The sequence below is a fragment of the Albibacterium profundi genome, assembly GCF_042159835.1.
Taxonomy (GTDB): Bacteria; Bacteroidota; Bacteroidia; order Sphingobacteriales; family Sphingobacteriaceae; genus Albibacterium; species Albibacterium profundi.
Map to the genome: position 1 here is coordinate 46,042 of NZ_JBBVGT010000002.1, position 22,178 is coordinate 68,219.

The window sequence follows — 22,178 nt, forward strand, 5'->3', positions numbered from 1 at the left end:
TGAAATTATAAATAATTTTTATTTATACAAGGGTCCATAGGTTTGACATGCACGATAGTCTGCTCCTTCCTTATCCATCCCATAGGCGCTCCATGCAGCAGGTCTAAAGACGCTCGGATCATCAACATTGTGCATACACACTGGTATTCGCAGCATTGAAGCCATGGTTATAAGGTCCTTGCCGATATGACCATAGCTAATTGCTCCATGATTAGAGCCCCAGTTTGCCATAACGGAGTATACATCCTGAAAAGCACCTTCGCCAGTCACCCTCGGCACGAACCAAGTTGTTGGCCAAGTCTTATCAGTGCGCTTATCAAGGACGTCATGAACATTTTCCGGAATATCCACCGTCCAGCCTTCGGCAATTTGTATTACCGGTCCGATACCTTTAATCAAGTTCACACGAGTCATCGTCACCGGCATCCCCCCTTTAGACAAGAAATTCGAAGAAAAGCCCCCGCCCCTGAAGTAATCGCGGTTTGCCGGATACCAGGTAGTTGCATCCAAACAAGCTTTAACTTCTTTGTCTTCAATATCCCAAAATGCTTTCATAGCCGGTTCTCCGTCCACACTCTGTTGTCCAGTACCATCCAATGTAGCGGCACCGGAATTAATCAGATGAATAAAACCGTCTTCGGATCGACCCGTAGGCTTCCATCCGGTCACCCGTTCTACAGCATCAGAACTCCAGTAAGTTCTAACGTCAGCAAAAATCTGTGCTCTATTGGTTAAGAGGTAGTTAAACAACATAGAGACGCCGTTGAGCGTATCATTTTCGGTTGCCACCATATAAGGCGCTCTAATGCCATTCCAATCGAACGATGAATTGAGAATAGCTTCTGCGAAATCGCCATTAGGCAAGAAATCAGTCCACTGTCTTTGTCCCTGAAAGCCGGCAACAATTGCATGATGCCCATAAGCTTCTTCCGGATGTCCCATGTCTTTCAATTTATCATTACCGATCATAAGATCTCGAATGATTAAGGCCATCTTTACCACAAACTCCCAATCTTTGTCGAGTTCTTCTCGCGATTTAAGTTTATTTTCCGAATTAAAATCCTCTCCTTCCTTACAGTTATTCCGGGTCCATTCAATAGCACGTTCAAATTCATTATTGTCATAAATGCCCAATTCAATTCGTCGCAATACTTCAGTTGAATCAACGTATTCATTCCGCATACCTAGATAATCTTGAAAAAAATCTTCGTTGACCATAGAACCTGCGATCCCCATACAAACCGACCCGATCGCCAAATAGGATTGCCCTTTCATGATCGCCACAGCAAGTCCGGCTTTTGCAAATGACAGAAGTTTCTCGCGAACGTCGTCAGGTATGCTATGATCATCGGCATCCTGAACATCACGCCCATAAATTCCAAATGAAGGCAAGCCTTTTTGATTATGTGCCGCCAATGTAGCAGCCAAATAAACAGCGCCGGGCCGTTCTGTTCCGTTAACACCCCAAATAGCTTTTGGTATTTGAGGATCCATATCCATCGTCTCTGAACCGTAACACCAACTCGTTGTAACCGACAAGGATACCCCCACATTTTCTCGCGAAAATTTCGCCGCACAATCCGCAGCTTCTTTCACTCCGCCAATACAGCTATCAGCGATAACACATCGTACCGTGCTACCGTCGGGATATTTTAATTCTTTGGTAAATAGATCGACAACAGCCTGTGCCTTCTTCATCGTAACCTCTTCCAAAGATTCACGAATGCCACCAAAGCGCCCATCCAAAATCGGGCGAATTCCTATTTTTGGATAATCTTTCATTTATTTTATAATTTATATCAGTTAGTGGCGGTCTGAAATTGAGCATCAATCTCCGCCAGCGAAACTCCTAGAATTTTTGTCGAAATTTCATTCAGTGTATTCTTATCACCCGTAAAGTGAAAAACACTATGTCTGTGTGTTAAACTTTCTCCCGGTTCTAAAAATGCAGCAGGTGATACGCTCTCAATTTCATAAAACGGTCCCATTTGACTGCCATCTTCTAGCGGACCATCGTTATAAGCATTAATAGCGTCACCTATAAGTGGATCTTTGTCAGGCGTCCATTCCTGATTCAGGTATACTCCATTATTGTCCACATCAAAGCGTGTAATCGTCAGAACCCCATTATCCGCGGCATAACTGCCAGCAAATTCGGTTGCCCGTTGTGGCGGAATGCCTAGTTTTCCGCGCGACTTACCGTCGGCTTTCAGATAGAGTGTCCCATTTTCATATACGATACGATCTTCGGGAATCTCACCAAAATAATCGGTAGTCGCTACCTTACCAGTCGCCTCTTCGCGATATGGTATCACAATCACGGTTTTTGGAGAAGGTGAAAACATATCCAGGTTCCACATGCAGGGAGCGCCGGTTTGTTCATTCCAAGCAAAACTTCCTGTATTCGTTAACACATTGACGGTGTGAAAACCAACCGATTTTACTGAATCGTTCAGCTGAACTCCAAGCAGCTCCGCAATAGCTGATGGCTCCATGATCTCAATTTCCCGATCTACCGTCAGATCCAGTTTGGTCCCCACATAGTTCACGAGCGACATATCTTTTTTCATAGTCGCCTTCTGTTCACTGGCACTCACTAAATCCCAGCTTTCTGTATCTATTGCAGCTGGTGTATGCCAGTTTTCAAACTCCATCGTCGTATTAGGTGCAAAAAATAATGAAAACTTCCCTCCTTCTGGGCCTAACCACAAACGGTCTTCCCCACCATAACCATTCATATGCGGATCAGGCTCTCCTTCAAATGCTTCATAATTAATCCATCCAAAACTTTTCCCTTCTAAACCGTCGGCTGTCGACGTGAAAGCCTTTGCCTGATACTTAGGCGAAACAATGACCTGAGCGTCTCCCCCAGCGGCAGTCAACACAATAACACTATCTTTCCCTTTTAGGAATTCTAAATCATAAGCGAAGCTGCCTTTTTCACTTTGTTCCATAGCTTGATTGTTGTTATTGCTAGTCTGACAGGATCCAAAGACCAAACAGAATACTGCAGCGGATAATAAATTATTGTTTCTCATCATATTTCTTATTAGGTCGACAATCATCTGTCTAGTTCACCTCTAAAACGTTTCTTTCCGGTAAGTCTGGGAATGGCGCGTGAGGTTCACGTTGATACCAATAAGCTACCGTGATAATATCAGAGTTTTGTGGTAGGTAACGATGGTTACTTCGCCAGCCTAAATCTTGAATCGTTACTTTTAAATCCTTTTCAAAGCGGATTGGATCCATTACATGCCAACGGTACATACCAAAACGTTGCTGTGAATTGTAAAGTCCATCAGGACGGATTACTTGATGTAATCCTGCAAAGGGAGTAGAGTACTCCTCATAACGACGTGTCTGCTTATTTTCAAAATTGTAAGACCCCAAGAAGTAATCTTCTGTTCCCGTACCAACAATCGTTGCAAAATCTTTGTCGCCATCCATAAAGAACTTAATCTCACCTTCTCCCCACCAACCATTATTATTCACACCCACACCCATAAAAGTTCCCACATAGTGCCCTTTACCCTTAATACCGTCAATGATTACATGATCGGAGTTTGTATCCTCATTGGACCGGCGGTACTGGGCATGAAAGTACGCCTCATCCTCACCCACTTCAGTTAATGTGTAATCAATTTGATAATACAAGTTCATTGACTCGTCGGGATTAATATTCTCAACAGTGATTTTACATTTTTTACGGAAAGGCATTTTCCAAAAACTATTAAAAGCACTACCCGGATTTACCGTCATGGCGATAGAGTTAAGGGGAGCATATGTATTCCATGCCATTCCAAAAAATGGACCTACTGGCACTTCTACTGAAGGCTCTGTTTCGTCATCCCAATAGAAGCGAATAATTGAATATTGCCAATTTCCGGTCGGTGTCATCCAAATGTGTTGAATAGCACCTGACCCGTCGATTTCAGCAAGTGTAAATGTTTCACCTGGCTCAATGATGACATAAGGATTTACCTTCCAACCAATGCCGAGTTCTCGTGCCTGCAAAGCTGAATTTGCAACATTTCGTTGACCTTTATGTTTCTCAGGATCTGCCATTCCCCCGCGTCCTTTTTCACCGGTAAAGTTTTCTGGGCTAATTGAACGGGTTTGTGCATCTGATAGCTTTGACAGGTTCCCCATATTCATATCAAGGCCATTAAATTTTTCCTGTGCAGAAGCGAAACAGAATGCCACCAATCCCAGTAGCAACAACGTGACTTTTTTCATAATTTTAGATTTGGTTAGAATTTATGCTTATTCGTTTAAGCTAAATTAAAATAAATGATTCAATTTACAAATTTTGTTTAAAAAAAGAAGGGCGATTAAGCGTGGATCGCCCTTCTTATATACTTTACTGAACACTAATTCGCATAGCATTCAAATAATAGAAGCCAGTTCCATTATCATTTCGTTCACCAGCGGTCACAGTTACAAAGATATTGCCATCAGCATCCGGCTGTATACCTTCGTTGCAAGCAATCTTGTCGGAATTACTACCAACCATCAATGTTGATGCTACTTCATTCTGTCCCTTTGTGATATATTTTGTCTCCCGCCCTTCGTTTGAACTTCGAGAACCAAAGAAACAGAAATCATACAATTTCGATGGATCTAAACCGCTGATCTTCATAACACTTTTCAATACCAACAAACCACCAAAAGACGCTTTTGTATTACCAAAATATGAAGACCCTGAAACGGAGCTTGGCATATTCAACGGCGTATTGGTATTTTGCTCACCATTGAAGTTCACGTTATTAAAACGCTCTGTAATCTCCAAGGACACTTCGGTTAGATTGCCATCCTGATCACGTAAGTACGGAATAATTGTGCCCTCTACCGGACTAGTCAACCCATTCCATCCATCGGCGGGTTGTGTTTGCGCTATATCAACAGAAATAGTTGATGTGAAATTATCTAAATCGACCGACTTATAGTCGACCATTTCCGTAATCTGATAAGGATTTAAAATAGCTGCATGTGCCGCGTGTTGGCCCATTTCCAGTTCTATATCGGTTAGCATAAATGAACCGGGATCATAGGTATTACCGATGACAGATTTTCCGAAGATTGCTTCATACCAAGTACAGGCGGCTACATAACGACCGATATTCAAATCGAGGTGGTAGCCATCGCGTGTAAAGTTATCACCCCAGAAAGTTGTACGACCATTCTGTATCGCTGTACCAGCGGGCACTACCAAGTCGAAATCAACCAAGTTCGTCGCCTTTTGTACAGCATCGACGATCGCATTGTACATCGTCATTTGATCGTTCCCGTAATTAGCAAAACCACTATGAGTTGAGTTCTGCGCATAAGCCCAGGTCTGATGGAAAACGTATTTAGTTCTCGTATATACCACTTTCTCTTTAACATATTTATATAGTTCAGGTAAAGAAGCCTCATAGGTTGGGTATTGACCCGAGAAATGACTTGCCTGTTGAAAACTAATATAATCCCATAGCTCATCATTTAAAACTTCCTCCAGCGTCATTTCATTCACGGTCGTCTTTACTCCGTATTTATCAATCTTTCGATATGAGTAAGCATTATTGTTTTCTTGGGCATTTGTTAAATGTTGTTCCAATGAAGAACCCCCAATATACATATTAGCAATAATAACACTATCCCCCGCAGTGGTCGCAATGGAATGCAGGTAGGCTTCTAAGGCGTCCTCTGAAAAACTGTTACCAATTGCTAAAATGCGGGTTATACCATCAGAAACAACTTCATTCACCGTCACCTCGCAGGTTAACTCGACTTCTCCATCGTCTGAAGTAAAAGTTACCACCGCAGAACCCACCTGACGGCCTAATACGCGGACGGTATAACCGTCAACACGTTCGATACCGACAATTTCCGGATTCGAGCTACTTGCGCTAAACTTTTTCACAAAGCTCTTTCCATCTTCCAGCGACATAGACAGCGTTGTCCTATCGCCCACTGTCATTTCGATGTTATCCTTATCTAGAATAATAATGCCAGACGTCGGCGGTCCTGGCGGAAGTGTTAGTTTCTCGCAAGAAACAATGCCTGCCAGCAAGAATAAACTGAGAAGGATGTATGAGAAATTCTTCAACATCCTATCGCCTTTTCCTATTTTCATTAATATACTTTTCATAATATTCAATTTATAGTCCTGTTAATACCCAGGAGCCTGCACAAGGTTAGGGTTAATATCTATTTGAGCTTGCGGAACGGGCCATAGATACATTTTATTTGTAAATACCCGGTTCTTATAAAAAGTCCGTTTAAAGAAGGCGTTCGGATTGTTCGGATCATCGCTACGTACATTTCCAGTAAAATTCATTCCCCATAGCTGGCCATTCAAATACTGATCGGCAATCTTCCAACGGCGTAAATCGTGAATACGGACACCTTCGGCATTAAATTCAATTCTTCGTTCTCGCTGAATAGCTTTACGAATCGCTGACTGCGACAGACCTTGCTCTAATGGAGGAATACCTGCACGCTCACGGATTAAATTAATATTCTCCAATATCTCGGGATTACCGGGGTCCGATTCATTAAGTGCTTCCGCATAACCTAAATATGCATCGGCCATACGATAAAGGATCCCCGGCTGATAAACCCATCTATTTTCTCTAGGAAAAACATCTAAACTCACTGCCTTCCGAACGTTATAGCCGTTCTGGGGCGCATCAAACGAAAGTCGTGTGTCTCTACCCCCTTGAACAAACTCAACGTTCCTATCATCTACACCCAACCATGCATTGTCAAAAATGACCGATACATAGAACCGGGGTTCACGGTTGACATACATATTATACGTACCTCCCATCGTAACTGTGCCGACTTCCGGACCTCCGCCCGGCCAGCGTGTGTTTCGAACTTCATTTGCAGTAGAGAATCCGCTTTCTGAATAACCCGAGTTGGGGTCAGTTATAGGCAAGCCGTTTTCCATATAAAAGGCATCTACCAGCTCTTGAGTAACGCCCATACCGCCATTACCTCCTATACCAATTGGTAAATGGTGAGCCTGCCAACCATTTAGATCGGGTTGGTCGGGGCGACCGAATATGATTTCTCTATTCCCTTCTGAAAACTTCTTAAGCGACATGTTGTAATATGACATGAATGGATCAATTGAGCCGTCGGCGTTATATTCATAGTACAAACCATAATCTGCAGCCTCGGCGGCGTCAATTAATTCTTTATAGGCAGCTGCGGCTCGCGCCCATTTAGACGGATCAGCATTGGCTTGAAACAAATTAGTTCCGTGGGCATTCTTCCAATTACGGAAATCAGGATTGCCGTTAAACAAAGGACTCGCGGCAAAGAGCAAGGTCTTCGCTCGAATAGCCAAAGCCATAACTGAAGTCGCCTTTCCCCAATCGTGCTGATCAGGATAAACAGCAGGAAGCTTTCCTGACACATCTTTCAGTTCTGTATCAATCCAATTCACAATCGAGTCGTAAGGCGTTTGCGTAATCATAAGTTCCGACGCGGGCGCATCCACCGCCTCGATCACGCCCGGTTTAAAGGGTATCGGACCGTATATTTCGATCATGAGGGAGTAATAATAAGCGATCAAAAAGCGAACCTGAGCTTTCATCACTTCAACATCTTCAACACTTACCCCCGGTAAGGGCTTAACATTTTCCAGAAAAATAAGCCCGGATCGAATTCTTTTAGGCAGTTCCACCCAATAATATGGATTCCAAGCTGAGATAGGATTCCAATCGCCCAATGTATACGCATATACATTACGCCAACCGAAAGGTGTCCACTCTGCCGGAATCGTCAAATCGTCCCCCATAATATTATAACCCTGATCTTTGAAATAACCCCACATCGGATTAGGTATCCCGGAATACACTCCAGCCAACCAGTCTTCCGTACGTATTTTATCATTAAAAATCATCTCCATCGTCAGCTGGTCGTCTGGCATTTTATCGAGATACTTTTTACAGCCGGTGAAAGAAAATATGACGGCTGCAATGATTCCTATTTTATATATTGTTTTCATTATATATCGTTTTAAATCCTATTCAATTAATATCTCACTACTCCTTAAAAATTAACATTGATACCCAAAGACGCAGATTTCATCATGGGATAACGAAGCCCATCCGTGGTTTCCAACTCAGGGTCCCACAAGTCGAATTTCGAGAAAGTCAAAATATTGGATGCTCTGGCGAATACCCTCAAATTAGAGATATGTGCTCTTTCAGTCCATTTTTCTGGGAGTGTGAAGCCCAATTCAATATTCTTCAATCTCAGAAAGCTCATATCTCGTAACCACCATGTAGAACGCTGCTCATTATTTAGGTTTACGCCCGAAGTCAGTCTCGGCCAAAAAACATCTTGCGATGGATTATCTGGTGTCCAGCGGCTGTCAATATTAGAATAGATATTTCCTGTAGCACCCAAGGCTGTTCCCGGCAACCAGTTTTCGCCGCCCAATATCTGCCAAGTTCTACCCGCGCCTTGGAAAAAGAATCCTAAATCCACAAAACTATACCGGATAGTCGCCCCGAAACCATAAATAATCTCAGGCATCCGAGTCCCCCCAATGGCTGTTTGATCCAAGGTTGTCACTACCCCATCGCCATTTAGGTCACGATACTTTATATCACCTGGTCGGAGTGTTTCACTAAAAGATTGGGAGGGTATTCCTAGTTTTAATTCTCCTGATTCATCGAAATCGTCTTCCGTGAATAATCCGTCGGCCACTAATCCAAAGAGCTGCCCAACAGGTTTACCGGTGCTTGAACGGTAGGTTCCCAAGACGCCGAGTGGTTCGTCTATCTCCGTCCTGATGTTATGCGCATAGGTATAATTCCCCATAACAGTCAGGTGCCATTTATCTGACAGTCTTCGGTCGACCGTTAATGACATTTCTATACCTTCGTTCTCGACTTTACCGAAGTTTGCCCACACTGTTCTGATAAACCCAGCTGAGCCAGGCACATTATTACGCTGAATAAATATATCCTCGCGTTTTTCTTTAAAGAGGTCAACATTAAAATTGATCGACCCGTTTAACAAGCCTACTTCAAGCCCTACATCCGTCTTTGCCACCGTCTCCCATGTCAGTTCAGGTATACCCACTTCTCCTTCCGAACGACCTAAGCGGTATACGTCATTGTCAACTCCCCAACGATAATAGTGGAAATCCTCAATCGTCGAAATGTAAGCAAATCGACGTCCTCCAATATCACTGTTCCCAGCTTTACCCCAGGAACCACGAATTTTCAGATTTGAGATCACATTTCTTACCTGCTCCATAAAGTCCTCTTCTGAAATTACCCAACCTGCTGCAAATGCTGGAAAAAAACCAAAACGTTTTCCAGGAGCGAAGTTCTCAGATCCGTTATAGCCGAAATTAGCTTCCGCTATGAACCGACGATCGTATGTATAGGAAAACCGGCCTGCTATACCCTGGTTTCGGAAAGGCAATTTACTACCATTGTCATAATGGCGCTGGTTATACAACAGCATCGAGTTGATATCATGCTTATCATCAAACATTCTGCTGTACGACACCATTCCCTCTAAATATACACTTTGATTACCCCACTGAGCACCCGTACCGTAACCTAAAAACTCTTGTCCGTGGTGATTAATTTCTAATATTAGATTACCTTCCTCATCTCGTCCGGAAGCAGGAGTGTAATAATCAGGGGTTTTGCTTCTCGATACAGAGTTCGCTGAGAATTTATCGAATGCGAAAGTCAGCTTCGCTTTTAAACCAGGTGTAAAGGCCTCTAAATCCTGTTCTACAGAGGTAAGTGATTGCAATGTATAATGATTCCATTTCTCATAGCCTCGCTGAGTTGTGAAAGCCCACGGATTTTCACGAAAAGCAATTCTTGGGAGTTCTCCGGTCGAATACTGCGGCGGGTGTATGAATGGCGGGATTCTCGATGCTTGATAGAAAACACCAAAGCTGGTCTCGTCCCCGGGAGGGCCATTGTGGGTTTGAAGATAACCACCCAAGTTCACGCGAACCAAGGTTGTTGGTGTTACATTCAAATCGACATTCGACCGAACATTTTGGCGGTTTACTTTAACCCCCGAATTCCAGTCTTGAGTAGGATCTCTTTCTATAATACCGTCTTCGGTAAAATAACCTAATTCCAAAGCATAGCGCAAGAAATTATTACCACCCGACATATTCAAATTGGCTCTCATGCTAGATGCATGATCTTTCGATACAACATCCCACCAATCTACATCTGGATAAAGATCCGGATCAGACTGATCTCGGTATTTCTGAAGAATCTCTTCCGACATCAACGGTGCTTTACCCGCATCTTCGTTAAGCTCATTGATGAGTTCAATGTAAGGGACAGCGCCAATATAATCAGGGATTTTAACTGGAGATGTATTTGCACGCTCAAAACGCATGCTAATAACCGGCGGACCCATTTTCCCGCGTTTCGTCGTAATCATGATAACGCCGTTAGCCCCTCGTACTCCATAGACAGCACTCGCAGCAGCATCCTTTAGTACGGAAAAGGACTCGATTTCTTCGGGATCTAGATTGTCTAAACTCCGTTCGACACCATCAACTAATACTAGCGGACGCGAATTCCCTCCAAACGTACTAATGCCTCGAATCCAGAAATCCGAATTATTGTGCCAAGGATCTCCCGTACGCTGTACCGCTATCACACCAGGCACCATGCCGGCAAGATTATTACTAAGCGAACGATTGGGCGTTATTTGCAATTGCTCCGGCTTAACGGTTGATATCGCACCCACTACCGACGCCTTTTTTTGTGTTCCGAAGCCGACCACTATTACTTGGTTCAGGCCCGTGACACTGTCTTGCAGAACAACGTCGACAATTTCACGATTTCCCACGTCCACAGTCAATGTCTGATATCCTATTGCCGAAAACTCCAACTTCGCAGTTCTATCTAGAACATGTATCACATATTTCCCCCCATCTTCTGAAAGAACAGAATTATTAGTGTTAACCTCGGCGACGGTAACACCGTCTAAACGTTGACCAGTTTCACTCGAAATCCGACCAAGTATCCGTATCCCATCGGCACGAGTCTGTAAAACTCGCTCGCCGTTAGGTGTTTCCTGCGCCTTCCCTTCTGGATAGAAAAAGAAGACTTGTAACATGAGGAGGATAAAGAACATTCCTCCTGGTTTTTGCAAGTACTGTTTCATAATTATTGGTTATTTGGTTTTTTGGTTATGGTTTATATTATTCGTCTGTTTTAGCTAAGGTGACGCGATCAAAGGCCATGTCCGAAGCGAGGTTGTTTTTCAGGTCGATTCTTACGGTTTCGACACCATCAGCAACCCGTACATTTCCAATTCTAAAATCATTATCGCTGTTATTGGCACTCGATACCTTTTCCCATTGACTATTATTCGGTACTCTCACATTTAAATCAACAGATCCTTCAGAACGCAAATGAACATACACCGCATAATGACCTTCCGGAATGCCTGAAACGTCGACCGACAGTTCTCCTTCTCCATTCGGCGAAAGAACTGCCCCCGGATCCCTTTTCTCCAAATCACCCTGATATTGAAGATGCTCCATCAAGCCTGTATAAAAACTAACAGTATCTGGCACAAAAACCTCTGTCTGTGCATTTGTAGGATCATCTTGGTCAACAATCGGTTTATCTGCATAGTACATGGCAACCGATGTATAGTTTACTAATCGGTTGTTATCAGTCGGACCATGTTCTATATTATGTAGAATGTGATTCGAAAAAGGCATTTTATCACTAATAAACAGGCGATAACCACCGGTTCTTCCCATCGGTAAATTATATTCCAGACAACCGGTTAAAGGCGCACCTAAGCGCTCAACCCAACCACCGGGCTGAGCATACCAGCCTCCGTTAAAATAATCTTCGGAACCCGTACCATGCACAGTCATCTCACCGTCGATCTCTGTGTAGTCATCACCTTCAAAAAACTCTGTAAAGTGCGTGTAATCCGTTGCATGACCAATCATAACGGTGCCGACATAATGTCCCCTACCCCCTCCCTCCAAGAAGACATACGGTGAACCTAAAGCCGGCTCTTCATTCTTCCAGTATGCATAGAAGCGACCTTCATGCTCTGCGTCTCTTTTTTCATTATCATAGTACACAGTTGCCTGTATATCAATCGCATCTGCGTTGTGCCCATCACGATACACCAACTCAACCTTGGCGCTCTTATCAAAAGGCATTGGGATATAACTATATGCTTTCCCTGCGTCCGCTCCTATCAATAGACTTTCCATTGATGGAGAACCAAACGCAAAACCAAAGAAATCAGCGACAGGTACATATACCGCCGCCCGATCCTCATCATCCCAAGTAATCTTAAGGTCAATTTGCTTGTAAAGACCCGAAAATGCTTCCATAGGAGCTAGCTCAATGCCCAGCAAACGTCCTCCTTCATCGAGCTCTAAAATCGTTTCCGACGTGCCCGGTTGAAGTTTGATGTCATTTTCATCCGATTTAGTATTCGTTTCAGTAAAATCGGTTATCGAACGGCCATCTTTGCTCCATAGCTGAACGATTTTATCCAAAAGCTGTTGGTGTTGAGCAACCTGTTCTGGCTGATAACTCTCGACCTGATACTGTTTATCATAGGAACGAAATTGAATCTGATGAAAGAGGATTTTCTCCCCTCGGAAAACAATTTTACAACTCTCTTTATATGGGATAGGTAAATAGCTATAAAATCCGCCCACCTTTTGATCGGCAATTGGCGCTAAGAAAGGAGCTTGACTGTTATTAAATAAATCTCTAAAACGGATGGACATCGTAGGTTCCGTACTGCCGTCCAAATAAAAATCTAGCGTATCATCTGTCGGAGTAGGCGTCCAAATCCTTTCAATAATGCCCTGACCTTCTTCATCAAAAATCACCAGTCCACCAGTCGGTTCTTCGCGTATAAAGGAATAAGTGCCACCAAAACCGTCATCATTTCCGCCAGTGCGGTCATAGGATGAGATCTGTTTAACGACGGTCCCCTCCATATACTCAGGTAAGGATCCGACAGTATACAAGCGATTAAGTTCGCTCTCGAAGTTCACTGTTTTTTGTGCCGAGACTGAACAAGACGCCAGCGAGCAAACAACAAAAAAAACTGAAAATTTTCGTAGTAAAAATAGTTTCATAATCGATAGGTTAATTGTAGTTATCATAATGTTTTCAACACAACCCTATGTGCTTAATCGTTTAAGCATATAGGGTTAAAAAAAATAAAATTTGCTTCCTCTGATTTTTGAAGACCTCAATTTGATAAAATTTAGTTTTATTTGGCTTATACGTTTAAGCAAATTTAAAACATTCATTGATATAAACAAAAAAAATGTAACTTTTTAATATACATACTCAAACCTCAGCTCATTTGCTAAAAAGCCGGCTACATCCCTCACCCAGTTTCAGAACGTATCTAATCACCAATGGTGGCTACCAAGCATTTCTTTGGAAGCCACTGTAATCAACATTCAATATTCACGGCAAATGGCAACGAAAGCAACGAAAACCTCAAAGCACCGAGTATTACCTTCAAGGAAAAATATTAACTCAAATGAAACACGGACATCAGACGGATATTCGACGTATATAAATCGGATGCAGATGGTTAATATCCGTCGAATGTCCGTTGTATGTCCGTCCAATGTCCGTCTAAAGTTGACGTGTTAACATACGCTTAATTTGACAAAAAACTAAAAAATGAATTCGTTTTAATAGGGAAAATACCAGAGAACAAAAGATAATATGTTAACTATAAGGAAAGTTATCGTGCTCAGAAACAATATTTCATGCTTAGCATTTCATTTTATCCGAGAAAGTTTTGAGGACGATGAGAATTAGAGCTGAAAATAAAAAAGCCATTCACATATTCATGTAAATGGCTGATCATTAAGGGTGGAATACCGGGCTCGAACCGGCGACCTCCTGAACCACAATCAGGCGCTCTAACCAACTGAGCTAAAACCACCGTGTTTATTGGAATGCAAAAATAACTAATAATACTACATCTCCAAAATAATTTTTGCAGATCTATTAACAATTATTTCATCTAGAGCCATAAATAAAAGTTTATCCGTTAATTTGTAATAGCTTATGAATTGGAAGGTCGCCATAAATAATTTTAAACAGTACCTACAACTGGAGCGTTCACTTGCAAAAAACTCAGTGGAAGCTTATGTACGAGATATTGAAAAACTGGAATCTTACAGTCTAACGCAAGATATACTCAATCCACTTAAAGTTCAAACAACCGATATTCAACTATTTCTAAGATGGCTAGGAGAACTAGAGGTTCAAGCTACTTCGCAGGCTCGGATCCTCTCAGGTATTAAGGCTTTTTTCAACTTCCTCTTGCTTGAAGATGAGATTAAACAGAATCCTGCTGAATTGATAGAGGCTCCAAGATTGAGCCGAAAACTACCCGATTTTTTACGGGTAGATGAGATTGAGGAAATTATAAGTGCTATTGATCTTTCGAAACCTGAAGGAATGCGAAACAAGGCTATGATCGAGACTCTTTACAGCTGTGGCCTGCGGGTAAGCGAACTGATTAACCTAAAACTGTCGGACCTCTTTTTCGAAATCGATTTCATTAAAGTAGTAGGTAAGGGAAATAAAGAAAGACTGGTCCCTATTGGAAATGGCGCTAAGAAGTGTATTGATATATATGTCAATGAAGTTCGCAACCATCAGCCCATTAAAGCAAGTTTCGAAGACTTTGTATTTCTAAACCGAAGAGGTAGGGCACTCACACGTGTAATGATTTTTTTGATCATCAAAGAGTTGGTCGCAAAGACGACACTTACAAAAAACGTAAGTCCTCACACGTTCAGACACTCCTTCGCAACACACCTGATTGAGGGAGGCGCCGATTTAAGAGCTGTACAGGACATGTTGGGACATGAGAGTATCACGACAACTGAAATCTATACACACCTAGATAGAGCTTATCTTCAATCCGTCATAAAGTCCTATCACCCAAGACCTTAAACAGATAACACAAAAATTACTTGCAACTTAGTTTAATATACACAATATTTGTGGTGGTTATATGACAAAAGGCAGGATGTTCATACGTCAATTTTTTGCGTTGCTGGTTATTTTCACACTGGCATATGCGCAGACCTTGCTACTGATGCACGAAAAGCACAGTACGGAGCACCGTCATGACCTTTCTAATGAGGAGTCTTCTGCTCATGTATTAACTTTGAAGTGCGGTATCTGTGATTATATCTTTCATAAGCAATCAGATCCCGCTCTTATCTTAAGTCCCCAAAGCCTAACGATTACACTCCCAGCGATCGACCTCATAGTTGATCGTAGCTTTCCGGGAATCACACATCGACTTATTGGGCAACACCTCAATCGAGGACCTCCGCTAGCATAAGAAAAATCACTCTCATTATCAATGGCTTGCACTGCAATCACATTGACATTTCCTTATTGCTAGATATTACAACAATGATCTTACTAAAAAAGAGTTATATACTTTTTGCTATACTATTTATTCCATTTTTGTTATTCGCTCAAGATAAGTGCGAACTGACGATCAAAGGACGTGTACTCGACTCGGACACACAGCTTCCTTTGGCCGGCTCGTCGATCTATTTGGTCGAAAAAGAAGTGGCGACACAGGCCGACGGGCATGGATATTTTTCATTTCAAAATATCTGTACAGGCGACTACACGATTGAGATAACCAACTTAGGTTTCGAAACATCTGTGCAGACAATTCACGTTACAGCCAAAGACGAGTCTCATACATTCTTTATGGAACATGAAGGAGTTGTCCTGCATGACGTAAATGTTGTAGGCCATCAGCCAACACTTCGGACAACAGCAGCCAACACCACATTGGGACAAGAAGAATTGAACAAATCCAAAGGTGAAGTGCTCGCAGAAATCTTACAAGACATACCGGGCGTTACCATGATGCAAACCGGAGCAACAATTGCAAAACCGGTCATTCATGGCATGCACAGTAATCGTGTATTAATGGTAAACAATGGCATTAAACAGGAAGGACAGCAATGGGGTGCAGAGCATGCGCCGGAAATAGACCCCTTCATCGCGTCTGAAATTACCGTTATTAAAGGCGCAGAATCGGTTAAATATGGTGCAGAAGCTATTGGCGGAGTTATTTTGGTAGAACCTTCTCCTCTACCGATCAATGGTGGACTTTCAGGCAGTGTCGATTTGGTTGGAAGCACGAACGGTCGTGTTGGAACAGCTTCGGCTATGTTAGAGTCTGATTTTAAGCCATTACCTGGACTCTCATGGCGAGTCCAAGGAACTTTAAAGAAAGGTGGCAATTTGCAAACTGCCGACTATTATCTGAACAATACTGGTATTCGAGAAAGTAATTATTCCGCAGCTCTATCATACCGGAAAAGCAAGCTCCATTTGGATGCCTATTACAGTCATTTCAATACCGACCTTGGTATTTTTGAAGGTGCGCACGTGGGATCAGTCGACGACCTGAATGCGGCGATCGACCATGGCCGTCCCTTTACGGACGGTGCCTTTACGTATGATATCGACGTTCCTCGCCAGTCGGTTATCCATGATCTGGTGAAACTAAAAATACATAAGGACCTGAACGAAGGAACGCAATTGGATATCCAGTATGGATTTCAGCGCAATGCGCGACAGGAATATGATACTCGCAGAGGCGATCGAAGTTCTATACCAGCCCTCGACCTGGTACTGAATTCGCATAGTTTAGATGTTAGCTATGACCGGATCAATGCCAACAGCCTTCGCTCTCTATTCGGCATCAATGCTACGGCAATTATAAGCAACAACATCCCTGGTACGATGGCTACACCGATTATCCCTAATTACGACAGCTATGGATTTGGAGCTTTTGTTGTTGAACGATTGGTTAAGGAGAAATACGACCTAGAAGCAGGAATCCGCTATGACTTCAAAACGTTGGACGCCGCAGGATATCGCGGTAATGAGTTCTATGGCGGTCAACACGATTTTCATAATGTTTCCGGCTCTTTGGGTATACTTTGGCGTTTTCATCGGGACTGGAATTTGAAGAGCAATCTTGGATTATCTTGGCGTCCACCAACGGTCAACGAGCTGTATAGCGATGGCTTGCACCATGGTTCGGCATCGATTGAAGTCGGCGACAACAATCTAAAGAGCGAACAGGGTTATAAATGGATCAATACGCTGAGCTATTCGAAAGAAAAACTACGGATTGAACTCAACGGCTATGCGCATTATCTCAAAAACTATATCTACTTGAATCCTACGGGTGAGGTGGTGGAAAGTTTACGAGGCGCCTTCCCTGTTTTCCATTATGAGCAAACGGATGCACTTTTTATGGGTGCCGATCTCACAGCGTCATACCAACTCCCCTATGGTTTCCTGTACGGTCTAAAAGGGTCCTACTTATACGCGGATGATTTAGAGGCGACAGGAAACCTTCCGATGATCCCTTCTAACCGTTTAGATAACAAGCTACAGTATGCAAGAACCTTAGAAAGCAGTCGATTTTCTAATTTTTTCATTGAAGCCCAACTTCAAACGGTGTTTGAGCAAACAAGGTATAACAAAGAGAGTGATTTTACCCCAGCACCGGCAACTTACAATCTAGTTAACATAAATGCCGGCACAAAAATTAAATTGAATGAACAAACCGTTGGTATCCATGTATCAGCAAACAATTTACTGAACGTTTCTTATAAAGAATACATGAATCGCTTTCGGTATTACGCACATGATTTGGGCAGAAACATCAGCTTACGATTATCCTATAATTTTTAACTATTAACAGAAAAACAAAATGATTACCATTAAAAACACTTATACAATGAAAAAGAGTCAACTACTATCCATCCTCTCTTTAGCGCTGATCATCGCATTCAGCTTTTCTTCATGCTCAAAGGACGATCCTGTTCCAGAGATCGACCAAGAAGAATATGATGCAGCTGAATTAGAATTCGTTTCTTTGGAAACGATAAACGGTGAGCTAGTTGAAACCGACGAATCGGTAGTCATCACCTTTTCGCCGGATGGAAAATCGGCCCCTAGTCACTCCCACCTAACAGAAGGAGAAACTTATCGACTGAAAGTAACTTTATTTCATGACGGAGAATCGATTAACCAAGAGATCCTTGATGCAGGCGACGAACATCAGTTTTTCTTTGTCGGAGCACCTGATGGAGTATTCGACTATCGCTATGAAGATCAAAATGTTGGTTTGACCGGAGTCTTAACCGTGACAGGACACAGCGATGCGGCCTTCGATTGGAATATCGTTCTACGCCACGGCTTAAATAAAAATCACGCTGCCGCTCAAGAATGGGATAGTACCGACTACGTTCAAGCAGGTGGTGCTGATGATGTAAATGTTACAGCAGAATTGCATGTAACGGCGACTGGCGAACACGACCATTAATCACCTGATAAGAAATACCCAGAAGCAGGCACTATACTTAAGTCCTGCTTCTTTTTTTGTTTGTTTTATTGAGGTTCATCTCCCCACGCATAGCTTTTAATATCAAGACCGCTTAGCTTCAAAACCCGATCGATCACGGTAGCCGCCAATTCTTCAAAATTCGTGGGCAGACTATAAAATGAAGGGCTCGCCGGACAAATAACACCTCCCATTTCCGTAATCAGTTGCATGTTCTTTAAATGTACAAGGTTATACGGTGTTTCGCGTGCGACTAATATCAGCCGCCTACGCTCCTTTAGAATCACATCGGCCGCCCTACTTACCAAATCATTTGATATACCATTAGCAATACGACCAATGGTCCCCATGGAACAAGGACAGACAATTAGCGTATCAAAACCGGCAGATCCAGACGCAAATGGTGCGAAAAAATCGTTCTTCTGGTAGAATGTGAAACCATAGTTCTTATAATCCTGGTTTCCTAACTCAAGATTCCAGACCGCTTTAGCGTTATCAGACATGACAACTGCTACTTCCTCTATTTGCTGACTAATTTCCTTCAGACGATCAAACAATACCTTGGCATATATCGATCCACTCGCTCCGGTAACGGCTATTACAATCTTCTTTTTCTTCATCTAATTAAAATCTCGCATAAATATAGTTAGTTTTGTGAATATGACAGCCTTCCTATTGCTACTTCTCGGGTTAATAGTTGGCGGCTTCGGTACGATGGTCGGTGCGGGAGGTGGCTTTATCTTGGTACCAGTACTTCTTTTGCTTTATCCAGATAAAGATCCCGAGGTTATAACAAGTATTTCCCTCGCGGTTGTATTCCTAAATGCCTGTTCAGGTTCGATAGCCTATGCTTTTAAGAAGCGGATTGACTATAAATCGTCCTTGCTTTTTTGCATCACGGTACTGCCCGGATCAGTGATTGGCGCGATGTTGACCTCGTATATATCAAGAAACACCTTTAATGTTATATTTGGCTTAATGCTTTTGTCCTTGTCGATCATTCTGCTGATCAAACCGACCAAGAACCTTACGAAGCATAGTGATAAACGCAAGAAATCGTTTTGGTGGATGGCAAGATACCTAATTGATATTGACGGTGTTCGCCATTTATACCGCTATAACCTTCTCCTTGGCATTATCTTAAGCTTCTTTGTTGGTATCATTTCCAGTTTATTTGGAATTGGCGGGGGGGTGATCCATGTTCCGGCTATGGTTAACCTCCTGAACTTTCCGATCCACATCGCTACGGCAACTTCGCAATTTATTTTAAGTTTAATGAGTTTAAGCGGCACAGCAGTCCATTACGTAAAGGGCGATTTACATGAAGGTTTGTTTCAGGTGCTATACCTAGGTATTGGGGTCATTATCGGCGCGCAGATTGGGGCGCGGATATCCACAAAAATTAAAGGGAAGATAATTATCCAGAGCTTAGCTCTGACTTTGTTGATAGTTGCTCTGAGGATTTTATGGACGACTATATTTTAATATTTCTAAAAAACTATATTTTTGTTTGTATAAAAAAGTGAAAGAGCGTAATGAGTTTAAGTTTACTAGAAGAATATATTGAATCGGGAGATGCGGCGGCAATAGACAATCTACTGCATACCAATCCGACATTAGGTCGTCAGAACACCAGTCACGAAATCTCACCGCTGTTGTTAGCTTGTTATTATAACAAGCAAAAGATCATTAAAGTGTTGCTTAATCACATCCAGGATGTTGATATATATGAAGCGGCTGCAATTGGCTTAGAAGAACGAGTACAGGAGCTCATTGAACAAAACTCGAGTTTATTGTCATCTTATTCCCCCCATGGCTTTACAGCTTTGGGTATGGCCTGCCACTTTGGCAACGAGTCGGTCGTCAGGTATCTTCTTTTAAAAGGAGCAGATGCTAACCAAGCTTCAAACAATGGTTATTCTGTCAACCCACTCTATACGGCGATTAGTTCAAATTATGAAGCGATTGCCAAACTCTTAGTTGAAGGGGGCGCAGAGGTAAATGTTGTACAAGCCGGCAATCAAACACCATTGCACGCAGCTGCAGAAAACGGAAACATTGAAATGCTGATCTTATTATTGGAAAATGGTGCGTCTGTGGATGTAAAAAACGATAATGGCGACCGTCCTTCAGACGTGGCAGCCGGAAGAGGCCATCATGAAATAGCCAATATTTTACAGGTTTAAAAATCCCATAAACGGTTTCTAGTACGTTTTATATAATCGCGAATATCTAGTACAATACCCGCCAATAAATAAAATATAACTGGAAACCCTACAGCTAAAAATGAGCTATAAATAAAAAACAAGCGGATTTTTGATATAGAAATTCCCAAGCGCTCGCCGATATAAGAACATACCCCGAATGAACGCTGCTCTAAAAAAACCATTAATTTTTCCATTTTATCTATATTTATCTACGCGTAAATTTAAGCTTTATCGTGCTTTAAAATCTGGATGCCAACCTCACAATCTAAACAACGCTTAGCATTACAGTATACTGCATTAAGCTGCTTGATACCTTGCGTATCGGCAGCCGACTCGATGTCGATGCCTATACTCTGATAGTAGCGTACCAAACTGTTTCTCTCGGGACGCAGTTCTTCAAGGAATCGGATAGCCCTATCTGCATACTGTTCATCGTCAACGTAACGGCCATAGGCAAACAAGATTTGAACAATAGCATTCATTACAATCAGGTCAACCATTGAATCGCTCAACCCAGTCCGACGTAAAGACTTTGCTGGCTTCTGAAAATGAAAATGCTTCTCCCAATAGGGATTAACTTTCAGATTATCAAAGAGTGACCGCCACAAAAGTACATTTTCTGTTTCAATTATTTTAGTAAAAAATTGAGAAACCACACCGCACAGTCCGATAAATTGCGCTAATCTGACAGTCGGAAAATTGTGTGGTCGCATTCTAAGGAACCTCCACACCGTCGGAGCCATTGGCTTTAACTGGTGTATAGCTTTTAGATATTGATATTCTACTTTCAAGGATTGGAAATAGCTATCCCCTTTTTCCTCCTCCAACAAACCTGCCTGTCCAAACATCAGAGCTTCCAGACTGTGGATTTGATCTTTGTATTTTGACACCAACGTGAGCGGAACAGATCTGGCAAACTGTTCGAATGCATCGGCATTAATATTCAATCCAAAACTCCGAGCTAGCACAATAAAAGATGTGCGCTCCCAGTCGCCATTGGTTTCTTCCAATATCTGCAGTATATAGGAAGATTTAGACACCAGTCTTTCGACTAATACCCTACCGAGCCACTGTTGGATATAAAAGGGCTCTACAGACCTAATTAAGCCTTCGCAAGCTATTTTAAAACTATTTTCTGTTAATCCTCGATAGCGAAGCAGGGTTTCTGACGCGACTAATGGGCGTAAAACCAAAGTCTCAGGTATTGTGCCGTCATAGCGTCTAATCTCCACGTCATGATCGAAAACAACATGTAGGATCACGGAGTTAAAAGCAGCATCCGATTGGTGTTGATGACGATTCCAATCGGACGACTGAACGTGAATCTCAATGTTTCCGACCCAGTCTACCCCTTCTATCTCAATCAAGCTATTTTCGAAATCAGGGCCTTCATTTTTGTTGTGCTGCCCGATACGCCTTATTAGCAAACGCTTACCGGAAAGAGTATTGATATCGGTTTGTTTAAAAAGTCTATATTTCCAAATCAACTGAAGGACTTGTTCAGAAATCTTCATTTTAATAGTATTGCTCGTTTGGAGACTAAAATAGCAATTA

General features: G+C 42.4%; 16 protein-coding genes and 1 tRNA gene. 6 read left to right on the forward strand and 11 right to left on the reverse strand.

The features are described 5' to 3' along the window. Positions 1-18: 18 nt before the first annotated feature. From WKR92_RS01630 to WKR92_RS01665, 8 genes are all read right to left on the reverse strand, one after another. Positions 19-1,782: an L-fucose isomerase gene (locus tag WKR92_RS01630; RefSeq protein WP_375556088.1), complete on the reverse strand. Its 1,764-nt coding sequence runs from the start codon at positions 1,780-1,782 to the stop codon at positions 19-21. A gap of 17 nt (positions 1,783-1,799) precedes the next feature. Further along, complete coding sequence (locus WKR92_RS01635) at positions 1,800-2,954, reverse strand: DUF6786 family protein (RefSeq protein WP_375556089.1); 1,155 nt, start codon at positions 2,952-2,954, stop codon at positions 1,800-1,802. A 115-nt stretch (positions 2,955-3,069) separates the two neighbouring features. After that, entirely contained in the window at positions 3,070-4,236 is a 1,167-nt protein-coding gene (locus WKR92_RS01640; protein ID WP_375556090.1) for a glycoside hydrolase family 172 protein, read from the reverse strand. A gap of 124 nt (positions 4,237-4,360) precedes the next feature. After that, a complete protein-coding gene (locus WKR92_RS01645) occupies positions 4,361-6,130 on the reverse strand; it encodes a DUF4886 domain-containing protein (RefSeq protein ID WP_375556091.1) in 1,770 nt (589 codons plus the stop codon). A 21-nt stretch (positions 6,131-6,151) separates the two neighbouring features. Beyond that, positions 6,152-7,999, reverse strand: a complete 1,848-nt coding sequence (locus tag WKR92_RS01650; RefSeq protein ID WP_375556092.1) for a RagB/SusD family nutrient uptake outer membrane protein — start codon at positions 7,997-7,999, stop codon at positions 6,152-6,154. A 44-nt stretch (positions 8,000-8,043) separates the two neighbouring features. Further along, positions 8,044-11,160, reverse strand: a complete 3,117-nt coding sequence (locus WKR92_RS01655; protein WP_375556093.1) for a SusC/RagA family TonB-linked outer membrane protein — start codon at positions 11,158-11,160, stop codon at positions 8,044-8,046. 37 nt (positions 11,161-11,197) lie between these two features. After that, entirely contained in the window at positions 11,198-13,123 is a 1,926-nt protein-coding gene (locus WKR92_RS01660; protein WP_375556094.1) for a glycoside hydrolase family 172 protein, read from the reverse strand. A 755-nt stretch (positions 13,124-13,878) separates the two neighbouring features. After that, positions 13,879-13,954, reverse strand: a tRNA-His gene (locus WKR92_RS01665). 124 nt (positions 13,955-14,078) lie between these two features. Between WKR92_RS01665 and xerD the strand changes: the two genes are divergently transcribed. From xerD to WKR92_RS01685, 4 genes are all read left to right on the forward strand, one after another. Next, complete coding sequence (gene xerD / locus WKR92_RS01670) at positions 14,079-14,975, forward strand: site-specific tyrosine recombinase XerD (RefSeq protein WP_375556095.1); 897 nt, start codon at positions 14,079-14,081, stop codon at positions 14,973-14,975. Positions 14,976-15,036: 61 nt separating this feature from the next. Next, a complete protein-coding gene (locus WKR92_RS01675) occupies positions 15,037-15,372 on the forward strand; it encodes a hypothetical protein (RefSeq protein ID WP_375556096.1) in 336 nt (111 codons plus the stop codon). A gap of 74 nt (positions 15,373-15,446) precedes the next feature. Continuing rightward, on the forward strand, positions 15,447-17,765 hold the full coding sequence (locus WKR92_RS01680) for a TonB-dependent receptor (RefSeq protein WP_375556097.1): 2,319 nt from the start codon (positions 15,447-15,449) through the stop codon (positions 17,763-17,765). Positions 17,766-17,811: 46 nt separating this feature from the next. Next, a complete protein-coding gene (locus WKR92_RS01685) occupies positions 17,812-18,399 on the forward strand; it encodes a hypothetical protein (RefSeq protein WP_375556098.1) in 588 nt (195 codons plus the stop codon). Positions 18,400-18,464: 65 nt separating this feature from the next. Here WKR92_RS01685 and WKR92_RS01690 read toward each other — a convergent pair whose 3' ends face one another. Then, positions 18,465-19,037 carry a UbiX family flavin prenyltransferase gene (locus tag WKR92_RS01690; RefSeq protein ID WP_375556099.1) on the reverse strand — a complete coding sequence of 191 codons (573 nt, stop codon included), beginning with the start codon at positions 19,035-19,037 and terminating at the stop codon, positions 18,465-18,467. Positions 19,038-19,077: 40 nt separating this feature from the next. Between WKR92_RS01690 and WKR92_RS01695 the strand changes: the two genes are divergently transcribed. Then, on the forward strand, positions 19,078-19,902 hold the full coding sequence (locus tag WKR92_RS01695) for a sulfite exporter TauE/SafE family protein (RefSeq protein WP_375556100.1): 825 nt from the start codon (positions 19,078-19,080) through the stop codon (positions 19,900-19,902). A gap of 50 nt (positions 19,903-19,952) precedes the next feature. Continuing rightward, on the forward strand, positions 19,953-20,603 hold the full coding sequence (locus WKR92_RS01700; RefSeq protein ID WP_375556101.1) for an ankyrin repeat domain-containing protein: 651 nt from the start codon (positions 19,953-19,955) through the stop codon (positions 20,601-20,603). Here the strand turns inward: WKR92_RS01700 and WKR92_RS01705 are convergent. Together WKR92_RS01705 and WKR92_RS01710 are read right to left on the reverse strand one after the other, a co-directional pair. Continuing rightward, on the reverse strand, positions 20,600-20,818 hold the full coding sequence (locus tag WKR92_RS01705; protein WP_375556102.1) for a PspC domain-containing protein: 219 nt from the start codon (positions 20,816-20,818) through the stop codon (positions 20,600-20,602). The two genes, WKR92_RS01700 and WKR92_RS01705, sit on opposite strands and share 4 nt — an antisense overlap. Positions 20,819-20,845: 27 nt before the next feature. Then, complete coding sequence (locus tag WKR92_RS01710; RefSeq protein ID WP_375556103.1) at positions 20,846-22,138, reverse strand: DUF2851 family protein; 1,293 nt, start codon at positions 22,136-22,138, stop codon at positions 20,846-20,848. Positions 22,139-22,178 lie beyond the last annotated feature (40 nt).

Coding starts and splice junctions, on each gene's coding strand:
- WKR92_RS01630 (WP_375556088.1), bottom strand. CDS start 1,782: ATGAAAGATTATCCAAAAATAGGAATTCGCCCGATTTTGGATGGGCGC.
- WKR92_RS01635 (WP_375556089.1), bottom strand. CDS start 2,954: ATGGAACAAAGTGAAAAAGGCAGCTTCGCTTATGATTTAGAATTCCTA.
- WKR92_RS01640 (WP_375556090.1), bottom strand. CDS start 4,236: ATGAAAAAAGTCACGTTGTTGCTACTGGGATTGGTGGCATTCTGTTTC.
- WKR92_RS01645 (WP_375556091.1), bottom strand. CDS start 6,130: ATGAAAAGTATATTAATGAAAATAGGAAAAGGCGATAGGATGTTGAAG.
- WKR92_RS01650 (WP_375556092.1), bottom strand. CDS start 7,999: ATGAAAACAATATATAAAATAGGAATCATTGCAGCCGTCATATTTTCT.
- WKR92_RS01655 (WP_375556093.1), bottom strand. CDS start 11,160: ATGAAACAGTACTTGCAAAAACCAGGAGGAATGTTCTTTATCCTCCTC.
- WKR92_RS01660 (WP_375556094.1), bottom strand. CDS start 13,123: ATGAAACTATTTTTACTACGAAAATTTTCAGTTTTTTTTGTTGTTTGC.
- xerD (WP_375556095.1), top strand. CDS start 14,079: ATGAATTGGAAGGTCGCCATAAATAATTTTAAACAGTACCTACAACTG.
- WKR92_RS01675 (WP_375556096.1), top strand. CDS start 15,037: ATGACAAAAGGCAGGATGTTCATACGTCAATTTTTTGCGTTGCTGGTT.
- WKR92_RS01680 (WP_375556097.1), top strand. CDS start 15,447: ATGATCTTACTAAAAAAGAGTTATATACTTTTTGCTATACTATTTATT.
- WKR92_RS01685 (WP_375556098.1), top strand. CDS start 17,812: ATGAAAAAGAGTCAACTACTATCCATCCTCTCTTTAGCGCTGATCATC.
- WKR92_RS01690 (WP_375556099.1), bottom strand. CDS start 19,037: ATGAAGAAAAAGAAGATTGTAATAGCCGTTACCGGAGCGAGTGGATCG.
- WKR92_RS01695 (WP_375556100.1), top strand. CDS start 19,078: ATGACAGCCTTCCTATTGCTACTTCTCGGGTTAATAGTTGGCGGCTTC.
- WKR92_RS01700 (WP_375556101.1), top strand. CDS start 19,953: ATGAGTTTAAGTTTACTAGAAGAATATATTGAATCGGGAGATGCGGCG.
- WKR92_RS01705 (WP_375556102.1), bottom strand. CDS start 20,818: ATGGAAAAATTAATGGTTTTTTTAGAGCAGCGTTCATTCGGGGTATGT.
- WKR92_RS01710 (WP_375556103.1), bottom strand. CDS start 22,138: ATGAAGATTTCTGAACAAGTCCTTCAGTTGATTTGGAAATATAGACTT.